Below are 14,088 nucleotides of genomic sequence, written 5' to 3' on the forward strand. Positions count from 1 at the left end.
GATGTCACTCCGCCCTGTGGCTTTCCTGTCCCGGCGCCGGGCAACGCCCGGCGCACGACGTATCCTGTCTTGTTCGCGATGCGTCGCGGAGTCGCTTCCGCTTGTTCCGCTTGTTCCGCTTGTCACGCTTCATGGCTGTGCGCAGAACACCCGTAGTTGACGCGGCACGGCCCTGAGCGCCGCGCCGTCGTGCGCGCCAAGCGCCTGCCAGCCGGCCCGCGTCAGCTCGGCCTCCCAAACGACGTTGCCGGGCGCGGCAAGCTCGACGCGCACAGTGCCTCCGAGCGGGATCGCGCGGCGCACCGCGACATCGATGCCCGGGCCGCGGTCGCTCGACGGCAGCAGCGCGAGGTCATGGGGGCGCACATAGGCGATCGCCCGTCCGTCGCGCGGGGTTGCAGGCAAATCCTGTACGGGCACCGTTACGCGATACGCCCCGGCGTCCGCGATGAAATCGCTCGTGCGCAGTTCGCCCGGCAGACGATTCGCCGAACCGAGAAACTCGTAGACGAAGGCACTTCGCGGCGTGTCGTAGACGTCCTGCGGCGCGCCGATCTGCTCGATCGCGCCGCGATTCATCAGCACGATGCGGTCGGCCACGTCGAGCGCTTCTTCCTGATCGTGCGTGACGAAGATCGTGGTGATGTGCAGCTCGTCATGCAGCCGGCGCAGCCAGCTGCGCAATTCCTTGCGAACCTTGGCGTCGAGCGCGCCGAACGGCTCGTCGAGCAGCAACACCTTCGGCTCGACGGCCAGCGCGCGCGCGAGTGCGATGCGCTGGCGCTGCCCCCCCGAGAGTTCCGCCGGGTAGTGATCGGCCAGCCAGTCGAGTTGCACCAGGCCGAGCAACTCATGCACCTTGCGGCGAATCTGCGTGTCCGGCAGCCGCTCGCGGCGTGACTTCACACGCAGCCCGAACGCCACGTTCTCGAACACCGTCATGTGGCGAAACAACGCGTAGTGCTGGAACACGAAACCGACTTCGCGCTCGCGGGTGCCCACTGACGCCACGTCCTCGCCGTTGAGCACCACGCGCCCCGCGTCGGCAAATTCCAGGCCCGCCACGATGCGCAGCAAGGTGGTCTTGCCGCATCCCGACGGCCCGAGCAGCGCGACCAGCTCGCCAGTGGGGAATTCGAGACTGACGTCGTCCAGCGCCGCGAATTCGCCGAAGCGCTTCGAAACATGTTGTACCTGAATGCTCATCTGTCCTGCTCCTCGATGCGATGTCCGGGTGTGGCCGCTCAGGCCGACAAGGCGTCTTCGCGACGCGCCGCCTTGTCCTGCGCCAGCTTGCGCTCGGCCCACAGCTTCAATGCCAGCGTGGCCAGGGCGAGCAGCGCGAGCACCGACGCGGCCGCGAACGCGCCGACCGTGTGATAGTCGTTGTATTCGATCTCCACATGCAGCGGCAGCGTGTTCGTCTCGCCGCGAATGTGGCCGGAGACCACCGACACCGCACCGAACTCGCCCATGGCGCGCGCGTTGCAAAGGATCACGCCGTACAGCAACCCCCATTTGATCTTGGGCAGCGTCACGCGTGTGAACACCTGCCATCCGCTCGCCCCCAGCACGCGGGCGGCCTCCTCCTCCTCGCCGCCCTGCGCCTGCATCAGCGGAATCAGCTCGCGCGCAACGAACGGGAACGTGACGAACACCGTCGCCAGCACCAGTCCCGGGAGCGCGAAGACGATCTTCAGGTCGTGCGCCTCAAGGAAATCCCACAGCGGTCCCTGACGACCGAAGATCAGCAGAAACGTCATGCCGGCGATCACGGGCGAGACCGAGAACGGCAAGTCGATGAGCGTGGTCAGCACGCTCTTGCCCTTGAATTCGAAACGCGCGATCGCCCAGGAGGCCGCCACGCCGAACACCAGGTTCAGGGGCACGGCGATCGCCGCGATCGACAGCGTCAGGCGCATGGCGCCAAGCGCATCGTCGTTCGTCAGCCCTGCCCAGTACGCCGTCGCGCCCTTGCCCAGCGCGGTCACGAAGACCGACGCGAGCGGCAACACCAGAAACAGCGCGAAGAACACGAGCGCCACCGCGATGAGCAACACCTTGACGAGCGCGGGCTCGTCGGTCGGATCGGCCTTGCGCGTGTGTGCCGAACGCGGCATGGCGCGCGAAATTGCGAGGGAATCGGACATGCTCTGGACATTCTCCGAAGTCATGCGCCGCCGACGCGGCGTCCCGAATGACGGCGTTGCAGCCACCATTGCAGGGTATTGATCAGAAGCAGCAATACGAACGAGATCGCCAGCATCACCACGGCCAGCGCGGCAGCGCCCGCATAGTCGAATTGCTCGAGCTTGGTGACGATGAGCAGCGACGTGATTTCCGAAACCATCGGGATGTTGCCCGCGATGAAGATCACCGAGCCATACTCGCCAACGGCGCGCGCGAAGGCCAGCGCGAAACCGGTCAGCAAGGCAGGCAGCACCGCCGGCAGGATCACGCGACGCAACGTTTGCCAACGCGTGGCGCCCAGGCACGCGGCCGCCTCCTCCTGTTCGCGCTCGAACGCTTCGAGCACCGGTTGGAGCGTACGCACCACGAACGGCAGCCCGATGAACGTGAGTGCCACGAAGATGCCTAGCGGCGTGAACGCGATCCTGAAGCCGAGCGGCTCGAACCAGCGTCCGATCCAGCCGTTGGGGGCATAAATTGCGGCCAGTACGATACCGGCCACGGACGTCGGCAGCGCGAACGGCAGGTCGACCAATGCATCGACGAAGCGCTTGCCGGGAAAGGTGTAACGCACCAATACCCATGCCAGGACAAAGCCGAACACGGCGTTGAGCACGGCGGTCGCGAGCGAGATGCCGAACGTGAGGCGGTACGACGCCAGCACGCGCGGCGAGCTCACGGCGGCCACGAAACTCGCCGCGTCGAGCGAACTCGCCTTGACGAAGATCATCAGCAACGGCACCAGCACCACGAGGCTCAGATATGCCACGGTGTAGCCCATCGTCAGGCCGAAGCCGGGCAAGGCGCTGGGCTTTCGCCAAACCGGAAACCATGCGGTACTCATGCGAGGATCCTCAAGCGCGCCTCGCTCACTTCCTGGTGTAGATCTGGTCGAAGATGCCGCCGTCGGCAAAATGCTTCGCCTGCGTCTTCGTCCAGCCGCCCAGGTCGGCGTCGACGGTGTAGAGCCGCAGCTTCGGATACTGCGCCTCGTACTTCCTTGCAATTTCCGGCGAACGCGGACGATAGAAGTGTCTGGCGGCAATCTCCTGCCCCTGCGCAGAGTAGAGCCACTGCAGATACGCCTCGGCGACCTTGCGGGTACCGTGCTTGTCCACGTTCCTGTCGACCACGGCGACCGGCGGTTCGGTCAGAATCGACGACGACGGCACGACGATGTCGAACTTGTCCGGGCCAAGATCCTTCACCGAGAGCAGTGCCTCGTTCTCCCACGCGATCAGTACGTCGCCGATACCGCGCTCGACAAAGGTGGTCGTGGCGCCGCGCGCGCCCGAATCGAGCACGCCGACATTCTTGTAGAGCGCCTTGACGAAGTCCTGCGCCTTCTGCTCGTTGCCGCCCGGCTGCTTGAGGGCGTAGAGCCACGCGGCGAGGTAGTTCCAGCGCGCGCCGGCCGACGTCTTGGGGTTCGGCGTGACAACGCTGATGCCCGGCTTGACGAGATCGCCCCAATCCTTGATCTGCTTGGGATTACCCTTGCGCACGAGCAGCACGATGGTCGACGTGTAGGGCGTGGCGTTGTCGGGCAAGCGCTTCTGCCAGTCCTTGCCCACCAGTCCGGCCTGCGCCAGTTCATCGATGTCGGCCGAAATGCCGAGCGTGACTACGTCGGCCGGTGCGCCGTCGAGCACGGTGCGGGCCTGCTTGCCCGAGCCCCCGTGCGACGCCTTGACCGTGACCGTGTCGCCGGTGGCCTGCTTGTAATGGGCTTCGAATGCCTTGTTGTAGTCCGCGTAAAGCTCGCGCGTCGGGTCATACGATACGTTGAGCAGCGAGAGACTCGCCGCATGCGCCTGCACCGTCATCGTCGCGGCAAGCGCCAGTGCGCCCATCGCGACTGCCAGCCTGTTAGCTTTCCATCCCCGTGCTGCATTGCTCATGACTTGCACTCCTTGTTTGCTTCTCGTGTGTAGGAGGCCAGTCTATGAGGGCGTCTAAATAATTAAAAATAATATTTTTGCTTTTGTTTATACCGGAATATGGATTAGAGATTTTGTGCTGAAGACGATCGCCACGCGGGGCGCGTGACGTTGGGGAACGGTGCAATCGGTCGGAGAGATGGCAAAAGCGCGCGAACCTCATGCACTACATGAAGTTTTCCCTTGCCTTTTTGCAAACACTGTACAAAAATACAGCCACCTGTGCTTCCATACAGTGATGCCATGATCAAACTTACCGCCCGTCAACAGCAGGTCTACGAACTGGTTCAGCAAGCCATCGAGCGCACCGGCTTTCCGCCAACGCGTGCGGAGATTGCCGCCGAACTCGGCTTCTCTTCCGCCAACGCCGCGGAGGAGCACCTGCGGGCATTGGCGCGCAAAGGCGTGATCGAACTGGCCGCCGGTCAATCGCGCGGCATCCGCCTCAAGCGTCTGGACGAAGCCGGCGGTTCGCATCAGTTCACGTTGCCGCACATGGGCCTGATGCAACTGTCGCTGCCGCTCGTGGGTCGAGTCGCGGCGGGTAGCCCGATTCTGGCGCAGGAGCACATCGAGCGCAATTTCCAGTGCGATCCGAACATGTTCGCGCGCCAGCCCGACTACCTGCTGAAGGTGCGCGGGATGTCGATGCGCGACGCCGGCATTCTCGACGGCGATCTGCTGGCCGTGCAGAAGGCGGCCGACGCCCGTGAGGGACAGATCGTGGTGGCGCGTATCGGCGACGACGTCACCGTCAAACGTTTCCATCGCGTGCCTGGCGGTGTCGAGTTGATTGCCGAGAACCCCGACTTCGAGAACATCAACGTCGACGAAGGCAGCGGCGACTTTGCGCTGGAAGGAATTGCGGTCGGCCTGATTCGCAACAACGACCTCTAAGCGCGATCACGGGATCGGCGTTACCTGACGCCGCCCCCGACTCCCAGAAGACTTTGCTTTTCCGACTGCGCCGGGCTGGGTCCGGCGCCCGTGCCCTGCTGCGCTCGCGATTCGTCAAAACCGCGGCAGGACGCGCCCCTCAGACCCACATTGGAAGAAGGATTGCATCATGGCTCGACTCTTTGGTTTGCTGCGTACGTCGTTTGGTCAACCGCGCGTTCGTGCGACATCGCAGACCCGGTTGTCGGCGGTCTACGGCCTCTCCGCACTCTCCGGCCCCTACGCTTCGGCACCCGCCGTCGCCCGTTCCTACACCGTGCCTGCCCGAACGCGCACGACCGCCCTGCCCCGCACGCTCGTGGCGGCGACGTCGTCCGCAACACGTCGCACCTGCCCTGCGGGCAAGGCCGCCAAGGCATCGCGCGACGTGCGCGAGTTGCCGCGGCGCGATCTCGCCGCATCGGCCGAAGCCCACGATGTCCGCGTGTACCGCGACGTGTCGCATATCGTGATGGTCGGCAGCATCGCCGATATCTGCCGCAAACTCGATCAGGCCGTGGGCGAGCAATTCTGTCAGGCCGCCGTGTGACGCATCACCCCGGCGAGCGCGGTGCTGCCGGCTATTGCCCGAGGTCGCGCAACGGATGGTCCGCGCCTTGGCGCTCGCCGTCGAAAAATCGCGCGATGTCCGCGGGCTTCACGTCCTCAATGCGCTCATGCTGCCAGCGCGGCTTGTGATCCTTGTCGACGACCATCGCGCGGATCCCTTCCACACCCTCGGCCCCGCTGCGGCCGTCGAGGTTGAAGACACTACGCATCATCAACCACTCTTCTCGCAAATCGTCCACCAGCGACATGTGTCGTGCGCGGCGAACTTGCTCGAGCGTCACGCATACCATCAGCGGCGAACGTTTGGCGCGCAACAGGTCTTCCGTTTCCTGCGCCCAGCCAGAATACTCGCAGCGCGCCTCGCGCTGGAGCGATTTCAGTATTGTCGGCATGTCGGCCAGACCGAAGTGGCTGTCGATGACATCGCGCAACGGGGCGAGCTTGCCCGGTGCGAGCCCCGCGGGCGGCAGGCTTTCGCGCACGAACGTGCGAGCCGCATCGAGTACGGCGTCGCTGTCGCCCCATGCCCCGTTCGCCAACCGGTCACACAACACAGGCAGCAACGCGCGCGGCAGCACGACATCGGCCAGACCGATTTCGCAGGCATCGACGGCGCCGAATACGATCCCCGTGGTACCGAGATACTCCCCGAGATGACCGGCGAGATTCGCGAGGAAGTAGCCTCCGCCGACATCGGGAAACAGGCCGATCGCCGTTTCCGGCATTGCCATGCGCGTGGCCTCGGTCACGATACGCAGTGCGGCCCCTTGCGAGATTCCCATGCCACCGCCCATCACCACACCGTCCATCAGCGCGATATACGGTTTGGGATAGGTGGCGATCGCGTAGTTCAGCCGGTATTCGTCGGTGAAGAAGTCCATGATGTCGGTACGACCCGCGCTCACGGCTTCGTGGAAGTAGCGAATGTCGCCGCCCGCGCACAAACCCTTTTCGCCCTCCCCTTGCAGGACGACACCCAGCACCTTTGGGTCGTCGCGCCAGGCGTCGAGTGCCGACGCCATCGCCCGAATCATGTCGTGCGACAACGCATTGAGCGCCTTCGGGCGAGTCAGGGTGATGAAGCCGATACGGCCACGGATTTCGGTGCGAATGAATTCGGTCATGTCGGGGGCGGATGCTTCGAAAACGTCAAAGTGGGATGCGAAAAAAAAGCCGGCGCTAGGCACCGGCTTTCTTTCCAACTGACTGGCGTCGCTACGCGGCGGACCCGGGTCTGCCGCACACCGAAACCATCGCCGGCTTTTACTTCTCTTCGCGCGACGCACGCTTACGCTCGTGCTCCTTGAGGAAGCGCTTGCGCAGACGGATCGTTTGCGGCGTGACCTCGACCAGCTCGTCGTCGTCGATGAATTCGACGGCGTATTCGAGGCTCATGGCGATCGGCGGCACCAGGCGCACGGCTTCGTCGGTACCCGACGCGCGCACGTTCGTGAGCTGCTTGCCCTTGATCGGATTGACCACGAGGTCGTTGTCGCGGCTGTGAATACCGATGATCATGCCTTCGTACAGCGCGTCGCCCGGCGACACGAACATACGACCGCGGTCCTGCAGCTTCCACAGCGCATAGGCCACGGCAGCGCCATCGTCCTGCGAGATCAGCACGCCGTTGCGACGCTCGCCCAGCGAACCATCCTTGAGCGGAGCGTAGGCGTCGAAAATGTGGCTCATCAGGCCCGTGCCACGGGTCATCGACAGGAAGTCGCCCTGGAAGCCAATCAGGCCACGTGCCGGGATGCGGTATTCAAGGCGGGTACGGCCGCGGCCGTCCGACACCATGTCCAGCATTTCCCCCTTGCGACGGCCGATTTCTTCCATGACCGCGCCCTGGTGTTCATCTTCCAGATCGATGGTCAGCATTTCGTACGGCTCATGCTTCACGCCGTCGATTTCCTTGAGCACCACACGCGGACGCGACACGGCCAGTTCGTAGCCCTCGCGACGCATGTTCTCGATCAGAATCGTCAGGTGCAACTCGCCACGGCCCGACACTTCGAAGACGGAATCCTCGTCCGTGTCCTTCACGCGCAGCGCCACGTTGTGGTTCAGTTCCTTGTCCAGGCGATCGCGAATCTGACGGCTCGTCACGAACTTGCCTTCGCGGCCGGCCAGCGGCGACGTGTTCACGCAGAAGTTCATCGTGAGCGTCGGCTCGTCGACGGTCAGCAGCGGCAGTGCCTCGGGCGTATCCACGTCGCAGATCGTGGCGCCAATGCCCACGTCTTCGATACCGTTGATCAGCACGATGTCGCCGGCTTCCGCGCCATCTTCCGACATCACGCGCTCCAGCCCCTTGAAGGTCAGGACCTGGTTGATCTTGCGCTTGAGAATTTCGCCGTCCGGGCCCGAGCGCATCACCACTTGCTGGCCCGGCTTGATGCGGCCGCGCGTGATGCGACCGATACCGATACGGCCGACGAACGTCGAATAGTCGAGCGAGCTGATCTGCAGTTGCAGCGGCGCGTCCGGATCGGCGTCGCGCACGGGCACATGTTCGAGGATCGCGTCGAACAGCGGCTTCATCGTGCCCTCGCGCACATTCGAATCGAGGCTCGCGAAGCCGTTCAGGGCCGAGGCGTACACCACCGGGAAATCGAGCTGCTCGTTCGTGGCGCCGAGCTTGTCCATCAGGTCGAAGGTCTGATCGATGACCCAGTCCGGACGAGCGCCCGGACGGTCGATCTTGTTGACCACGACGATCGGCTTCAGGCCAAGGCCCAGGGCCTTGCGCGTGACGAAGCGCGTTTGCGGCATCGGGCCTTCGACGGCGTCGACCACCAGCAGCACACTGTCGACCATCGAGAGCACGCGCTCGACTTCACCGCCGAAGTCCGCGTGTCCCGGCGTATCGACGATGTTGATGTGGGTGCCTTCGTACTCGACGGCACAGTTCTTGGCGAGGATCGTGATGCCGCGCTCTTTTTCAATGTCGTTCGAGTCCATCACGCGTTCAGCGACTTGCTGGTTTTCGCGGAAGGTGCCCGACTGGCGCAGCAACTGGTCGACGAGCGTGGTTTTGCCGTGGTCGACGTGCGCGATGATGGCGATATTACGGAGAGCGCGGGTCATGAAGAAGGTGCTCGAAAAAGCCTTTGGAGAATCCGCGATTCTACCACTTGCGCATGTCCGGCGTCATGGCCTTTCTGCGATGCAACAACGCGCGGCGTCGCCGGCGGTCACGGCGTCCCGAAATCCATGCGGCCGTCCCGGCTCGCCGCCGCCCCCCTCGAACCGGGCCCGGGCTGCCGCCATGCAGCATCCGGCATCTTTCCCTCTGATCCGGCCACAATATTTGCCTAGTCAACTATTGCATTGACTTGCAATTTATTAAGTGAACGCTATAATCGTGACTAGTCAACTATTGCAGCAACACGAAACATGTCCGAACCGCCCGTCTCCGTTTCCCCGACCGCGCCGACGTCGCAGCCCGACGCGCCGCACGGCGATCCCCCGCGCAACGCCTACGACATCGACGATTCCCTCGGGTATCTGGTCGCCCGCGTGCGTCAGTTGATTCTCGCGGAATTGACCAAGGAGACGTCGCAATACGGGTTGACGAGCACCCAGGCGACCATGCTGTACAAGGTCGCCACCGGCAAGAGCAAGACGGCGGCCGACCTGGCGCGCGATTACTGCATCGACGCGAGCGCCGTCACCCGGTTGCTCGACAGGCTCGAGGCGCACGGCCTGCTCGAGCGCGAGCGCAGCAAGATGGATCGGCGCACGGTGAACCTGAGCGCCACCGAAGCCGGCCATGCGATGGCCGACCGCATGCCGGACATCTTCGTGCGCGCCGCCGATCATCTGTTGCAGGGCTTTACCCCGGAAGAAGTAGGATTTCTGAAGAGCTTGCTGCGACGCGTGATCGTCAACGGCGAAGCCGGATGACGACGCGTCCGCGCCAACGCCTCAAGAAAAGCATGCCGAGTCCACGGTTTCACGCGCTCGTGCCGGCCCGAATTCCCGATCAATGTCAGTAGAAGACTTCACTCGTAAAGGTTTTGCGATGAAAGCGGCCTCACCTTTCCTCCCGCGTCAGCGGGTCCACTCAGCGATTTCCGCCCTCAGCCTGGCGGTTGTCACGCTGGGCTTTGCCGGTTGTGCGAACTTCGCCGGCATCCATAGCGACAAGCAGATCAGCACACCCGATCAGTACCAGACCCAGCGCAGCCTGCCCTCCGAAGGCGGACAATGGCCGGGCACCGATTGGGCGCAGCGTTTCGGCGATCCGCAACTCGTGTCCCTGATCGACGAGGCGCTCGCCGGCAACCCGGACCTGGCGATGGCCGCCGCCCGCCTGAAGGCCGCGCAAGCCCAGACCGAAGGCGCCGCGGCGGCCCTGCTGCCCTCGGTCGGTTTTCAGGGCGACGTCTACCGCGAGAAGTTCACGGAGAACACCATCTATCCACCGGGTTACGGCGGCACGTGGTTCACCCAGGGCGACCTGACGGCCTCGCTGTCGTGGGAGCTCGACCTGTGGGGCAAGAACCGGGCGGCCCGCGCCCAGGCCACTTCGGCCGAGCGCGCGGAAGAGGCCGAAGACCAGGAAGTGCGGCTCGCGCTGGCCACCGCCGTGGCACGTTCTTACAACCAGCTGGCGCAGCAATACGCCCTGCACGACGTGCTCGAACGCGTCGCCAGACAGCGTGAGAACCTCGGCAAGCTCACGGCCGATCGCGTGCGTGCGGGCCTCGACACGCAGGTCGAACAGAAGCAGGCCGACAGCAACACGGCCGACATTCAGACCCAGATCGCGCAGCTCGACGGCCAGATCCTGCTCACGCGTCACCAGTTGGGCGTGCTGCTCGGCAAAGGGCCGGATCGCGGCCTCGATATCTCGCGACCGACGCTTGCCAAACTGCCCACGCCCGCCCTGCCCGACAACCTGCCGCTGGCGCTGCTCGGCCGCCGCCCGGACATCGTCTCGGCCCGCTGGGGCGTGGAAGCCCAGCTCAAGGGCGTGGACGTGGCCAAGGCCCGCTTCTATCCCGACGTCAATCTCAACGCCGCCTTCGGGTTCTCGACGTTCGGACTGGGCAAGCTGCTCAACGCCAGCAGCCAGACCATTCAGGCCGGCCCGGTCATCTCGCTGCCGATCTTCGACGGCGGCCGGTTGCGCGCCAATCTGAAGGGCCAGTACGCGGCGTATGAAAGCGCCGTCGCGAACTACGACTCGACGCTCAACAAGGCGCTCGGCGACATCGCGGATCGCATGTCGTCGATTCGTTCCGCCGACAAGCAGATGGTATCGCAGCGCGTGGCGCAGGACGCCGCCCAGCGCGCCTACGATCTTGCCGTCGATCGCTACAAGGCCGGCCTCACGCCGCAGTTGACCGTACTCACCGCCGAATCGTCGCTGCTCGCACAGGAACAGGCCCGCGTGAATATCGACAGCGCGCGCCGCGATCAGCAGATCGGCCTGATCAAGGCCCTCGGCGGGGGATTCGATGCACAGGCCGCAGGCCTCGTCGTGGGACAGGCGCCCCCGGCCAAGGCCGAGGACGGCGCCATGCAGACGCACTGAACGGCCCCCGTCATACAGAACAGACAACGTCAAAGCACATTAAGAGATTAGTACGGAGCAAATGATGAGCGAGAACCAACAACAAGCGCCTGCCCAGCCGGCCCAGGGCAACGGCAAGCGCCGCCGCATGATGCTGACGCTGACGGCCGTGATCGCGATCGCGGCGATCGGCTATGGCGCCTACTACGCGCTGTATGCGCGTTACTACGAAGACACCGACGACGCTTACGTCGCGGGCAACGTGGTGCAGATCACGCCGCAGGTGGCCGGCACCGTGACCGGCGTGAAGGTCGACGACACCCAGATGGTCAAGGCCGGTCAGCCGCTCGTCACGCTCGACCAGACCGACGCCCGCGTGGCACTGCTGCAAGCCGAGGCGAATCTGGCGCAGACAGTGCGTCAGGTGCGCACATATTTCGTGAACAACGATGCGTACGCCGCGACGGTGGCCATGCGCGAATCGGAACTCGCCAAGGCACAGGCCGACGTGAAGCGTCGCGAAATGGCGATTGCCACGGGAGCCGTGTCGCGCGAGGAACTTGCCCACGCCCAGGACGCCGTGAAGTCCGCGCGCGCCGCGCTCGAACAGGCCCGCGCCCAGCTGGTGTCGAACAAGGCGCTCACGGACAAGACGTCGGTCACGACGCACCCGAACGTGCAGCAGGCCGCCGCGAAGGTGCGCGCCGCCTACCTCGACTACGCCCGCACCTCGATTCCGGCGCCGGTCGACGGCTATGTGGCCAAGCGCTCCGTGCAGGTCGGCCAGCGCGTGGCCACCGGCGCGCCGCTCATGGCGCTGGTGCCGCTCAACCAGGTGTGGGTCGACGCGAACTTCAAGGAAGTGCAGATCGCGCACATGCGCGTGGGCCAGCCGGTCACGCTCACGGCGGACGTGTATGGCTCGTCGGTGGAATACAAAGGCACGGTCGCCGGCTTCTCGGCGGGTACCGGCAGTGCGTTTTCGCTGCTGCCGGCGCAGAACGCCACGGGCAACTGGATCAAGGTCGTCCAGCGTCTGCCGGTGCGCATCGCGCTCGATCCGAAGCAGTTGCAGGCGCACCCGCTGCGCGTCGGCCTGTCGATGCAGGTCAAGGTGAACGTGCGCAACACGGACGGCAAGGAACTGGGCGAAGCCCCCGCCCTGCCGGTCTATTCGACCGATGTGTATGACAAGGTCGGCCACGACGCCGACGATATCGTCGCCAAGATCATCACCGAGAACGCGGGTCCGGCAGGATCGGCCTCCGGTGGCGCCAGCGACACGCGCAATCAGCCGGCCCGCGCACGTCCCCTGTAAATCGGAGGGGGGTGCCCCCCACCCCCTTTGACATCTCATGGCAAATCAAAACGCTCCTGGCCCGCTCACGGGCGGCCAGCTGGTACTCGGCACCATTGCGTTGTCGCTCGCCACGTTCATGAACGTGCTCGACACCTCGATTGCCAACGTATCGATCCCCGCCATTTCCGGCGACCTAGGCGTCTCGTCGAGCCAGGGCACCTGGGTGATTACGTCGTTCGCTGTTGCCAATGCCATTTCGGTGCCGCTCACGGGCTGGCTGACGGAACGCTTCGGCGCGGTGCGCTTGTTCATCACCTCGATCCTGTTGTTCGTGCTGGCGTCGTGGCTGTGCGGCATGGCGCCCACGCTCGAATTCCTGCTCGCGGCCCGCGTGCTGCAAGGCGCCGTGGCCGGACCGATGATTCCGCTCTCGCAATCGTTGCTGCTCTCGAGCTATCCGCCGGCGAAGAGTTCGATGGCCCTCGCCCTATGGGGCATGACGACACTCGTCGCCCCGGTCATGGGGCCGATTCTCGGCGGCTGGATTTCCGACAACTACCACTGGCCCTGGATCTTCTACATCAACATTCCGGTCGGCATCGCCGCCGCGTATGTCACGTGGATGATCTACGCCAAGCGGGAAACCCCGACACAGCGCAAGCCGATCGACACCGTCGGACTGGCCTTGCTCGTCCTGTGGGTGGGCTCGTTGCAGGTGATGCTCGACAAAGGCAAGGAACTCGACTGGTTCAATTCGTCGACCATCGTGATCCTCGCACTGGTGGCCCTCGTGTCGTTCTGCTTCTTCGTCATCTGGGAGATTACGGAGCAGCATCCGGTGGTCGATCTCACGCTCTTCAAGCGCATCAACTTCACGGGCGGTGTGGTGGCGATCTCGGTCGGGTACGGACTGTTCTTCGGCAATCTGGTGATCCTGCCGCAGTGGCTGCAGATTTACCTCGGTTACACCGCCACCGAAGCCGGGCTCGTGATGGCGCCGGTGGGTCTGTTCGCCATCATCCTGTCGCCGGTGATCGGCAAGTTCCTGCCCAAGCTCGACGCGCGCTGGGTCGTGACCGTCTCGTTCCTGCTGTTCGCGCTCGTGTTCCTGATGCGCTCGCACTTCAACACGCTGGTCGACACGCGCACGCTGATGATTCCGACCTTCCTGCAGGGTGTGCCGATGTCGATGTTCTTCATCCCGCTCACGGCCATTATCCTGTCGGGCCTGCCGCCGCACCGGATTCCGGCCGCCGCCGGTTTGTCGAACTTCGTGCGCATTACGTGCGGGGCCGTCGGCACATCGATCGCCACGACGGTCTGGGACAACCGGATCACCCTGCATCACGCGCAGCTGACCGAGCATCTCACGCCGTACGATCCGACGTTCAATGGCTCGGTGCAGACCCTCAATCAGCTTGGCATGACGACGCCGCAGGCCAATGGCTTCATTGACCGGCTGGTCACGCAGCAATCGGCCATGCTCGGCGCCAACGACATCTTCTGGATCTCGGCCGTGCTGTTCGTGCTCATGATCGTGATGGTCTGGGTCACGCGCCCGATCCGTGGTGGCGGCGGCGCCGACGCCGCGGCCGGCGCGCACTGATTCAACGACTTCCCCCCGAGTGCCC

General features: G+C 64.4%; 12 protein-coding genes. 6 read left to right on the forward strand and 6 right to left on the reverse strand.

Annotated features, from left to right (window positions below):
- Positions 1–129: 129 nt before the first annotated feature.
- Genes W930_RS0113445 through W930_RS0113460 form a run of 4 tightly spaced genes read right to left on the reverse strand, consistent with a single transcriptional unit; the run spans position 130 to position 4,091 of the window.
- Positions 130–1,206, reverse strand: a complete 1,077-nt coding sequence (locus W930_RS0113445) for a sulfate/molybdate ABC transporter ATP-binding protein (protein ID WP_023596321.1) — start codon at positions 1,204–1,206, stop codon at positions 130–132.
- Between the two features lie 38 nt (positions 1,207–1,244).
- Entirely contained in the window at positions 1,245–2,174 is a 930-nt protein-coding gene (cysW, locus tag W930_RS27315) for a sulfate ABC transporter permease subunit CysW (protein WP_024788529.1), read from the reverse strand.
- A complete protein-coding gene (cysT, locus tag W930_RS0113455) occupies positions 2,171–3,034 on the reverse strand; it encodes a sulfate ABC transporter permease subunit CysT (RefSeq protein WP_023596323.1) in 864 nt (287 codons plus the stop codon). Before cysT ends, cysW begins: the two co-directional genes overlap by 4 nt.
- A 25-nt stretch (positions 3,035–3,059) precedes the next feature.
- Positions 3,060–4,091: a sulfate ABC transporter substrate-binding protein gene (locus W930_RS0113460; protein WP_023874109.1), complete on the reverse strand. Its 1,032-nt coding sequence runs from the start codon at positions 4,089–4,091 to the stop codon at positions 3,060–3,062.
- A gap of 282 nt (positions 4,092–4,373) precedes the next feature.
- Between W930_RS0113460 and lexA the strand changes: the two genes are divergently transcribed.
- Complete coding sequence (gene lexA, locus W930_RS0113465; RefSeq protein WP_024788530.1) at positions 4,374–5,027, forward strand: transcriptional repressor LexA; 654 nt, start codon at positions 4,374–4,376, stop codon at positions 5,025–5,027.
- Positions 5,028–5,196: 169 nt separating this feature from the next.
- Positions 5,197–5,616, forward strand: coding sequence for a hypothetical protein (locus W930_RS0113470; RefSeq protein WP_023874108.1), 420 nt, complete (start codon positions 5,197–5,199; stop codon positions 5,614–5,616).
- Between the two features lie 31 nt (positions 5,617–5,647).
- Here the strand turns inward: W930_RS0113470 and W930_RS0113475 are convergent, their stop codons facing one another.
- Both W930_RS0113475 and typA read right to left on the reverse strand, forming a co-directional pair.
- Positions 5,648–6,760 (reverse strand): enoyl-CoA hydratase/isomerase family protein, encoded by a 1,113-nt coding sequence (locus W930_RS0113475; protein WP_023874107.1) that lies wholly within the window; start codon positions 6,758–6,760, stop codon positions 5,648–5,650.
- 139 nt (positions 6,761–6,899) lie between these two features.
- On the reverse strand, positions 6,900–8,723 hold the full coding sequence (gene typA / locus W930_RS0113480) for a translational GTPase TypA (protein ID WP_023596327.1): 1,824 nt from the start codon (positions 8,721–8,723) through the stop codon (positions 6,900–6,902).
- Positions 8,724–9,032: 309 nt separating this feature from the next.
- On the opposite strand from typA, the gene W930_RS0113485 reads away from it, so the two are divergent.
- From W930_RS0113485 to W930_RS0113500, 4 genes are all read left to right on the forward strand, one after another.
- Positions 9,033–9,542 (forward strand): MarR family winged helix-turn-helix transcriptional regulator, encoded by a 510-nt coding sequence (locus tag W930_RS0113485; protein WP_023596328.1) that lies wholly within the window; start codon positions 9,033–9,035, stop codon positions 9,540–9,542.
- A 118-nt stretch (positions 9,543–9,660) separates the two neighbouring features.
- Positions 9,661–11,178: an efflux transporter outer membrane subunit gene (locus W930_RS27320; RefSeq protein WP_023874106.1), complete on the forward strand. Its 1,518-nt coding sequence runs from the start codon at positions 9,661–9,663 to the stop codon at positions 11,176–11,178.
- Between the two features lie 64 nt (positions 11,179–11,242).
- Positions 11,243–12,475, forward strand: coding sequence for an HlyD family efflux transporter periplasmic adaptor subunit (locus tag W930_RS0113495; protein WP_023596330.1), 1,233 nt, complete (start codon positions 11,243–11,245; stop codon positions 12,473–12,475).
- A 37-nt stretch (positions 12,476–12,512) separates the two neighbouring features.
- Positions 12,513–14,063, forward strand: a complete 1,551-nt coding sequence (locus W930_RS0113500; RefSeq protein WP_023596331.1) for a DHA2 family efflux MFS transporter permease subunit — start codon at positions 12,513–12,515, stop codon at positions 14,061–14,063.
- The last annotated feature ends 25 nt before the right edge of the window (positions 14,064–14,088 follow it).

The organism is Pandoraea sp. E26 (assembly GCF_000681415.1).
Taxonomy (GTDB): Bacteria; Pseudomonadota; Gammaproteobacteria; order Burkholderiales; family Burkholderiaceae; genus Pandoraea; species Pandoraea pnomenusa.

Excerpts from the sequence above, each read along its gene's own strand:
- W930_RS0113445 (WP_023596321.1), bottom strand. The coding sequence starts at position 1,206 with ATGAGCATTCAGGTACAACATGTTTCGAAGCGCTTCGGCGAATTCGCG.
- cysW (WP_024788529.1), bottom strand. The coding sequence starts at position 2,174 with ATGACTTCGGAGAATGTCCAGAGCATGTCCGATTCCCTCGCAATTTCG.
- cysT (WP_023596323.1), bottom strand. The coding sequence starts at position 3,034 with ATGAGTACCGCATGGTTTCCGGTTTGGCGAAAGCCCAGCGCCTTGCCC.
- W930_RS0113460 (WP_023874109.1), bottom strand. The coding sequence starts at position 4,091 with ATGAGCAATGCAGCACGGGGATGGAAAGCTAACAGGCTGGCAGTCGCG.
- lexA (WP_024788530.1), top strand. The coding sequence starts at position 4,374 with ATGATCAAACTTACCGCCCGTCAACAGCAGGTCTACGAACTGGTTCAG.
- W930_RS0113470 (WP_023874108.1), top strand. The coding sequence starts at position 5,197 with ATGGCTCGACTCTTTGGTTTGCTGCGTACGTCGTTTGGTCAACCGCGC.
- W930_RS0113475 (WP_023874107.1), bottom strand. The coding sequence starts at position 6,760 with ATGACCGAATTCATTCGCACCGAAATCCGTGGCCGTATCGGCTTCATC.
- typA (WP_023596327.1), bottom strand. The coding sequence starts at position 8,723 with ATGACCCGCGCTCTCCGTAATATCGCCATCATCGCGCACGTCGACCAC.
- W930_RS0113485 (WP_023596328.1), top strand. The coding sequence starts at position 9,033 with ATGTCCGAACCGCCCGTCTCCGTTTCCCCGACCGCGCCGACGTCGCAG.
- W930_RS27320 (WP_023874106.1), top strand. The coding sequence starts at position 9,661 with ATGAAAGCGGCCTCACCTTTCCTCCCGCGTCAGCGGGTCCACTCAGCG.
- W930_RS0113495 (WP_023596330.1), top strand. The coding sequence starts at position 11,243 with ATGAGCGAGAACCAACAACAAGCGCCTGCCCAGCCGGCCCAGGGCAAC.
- W930_RS0113500 (WP_023596331.1), top strand. The coding sequence starts at position 12,513 with ATGGCAAATCAAAACGCTCCTGGCCCGCTCACGGGCGGCCAGCTGGTA.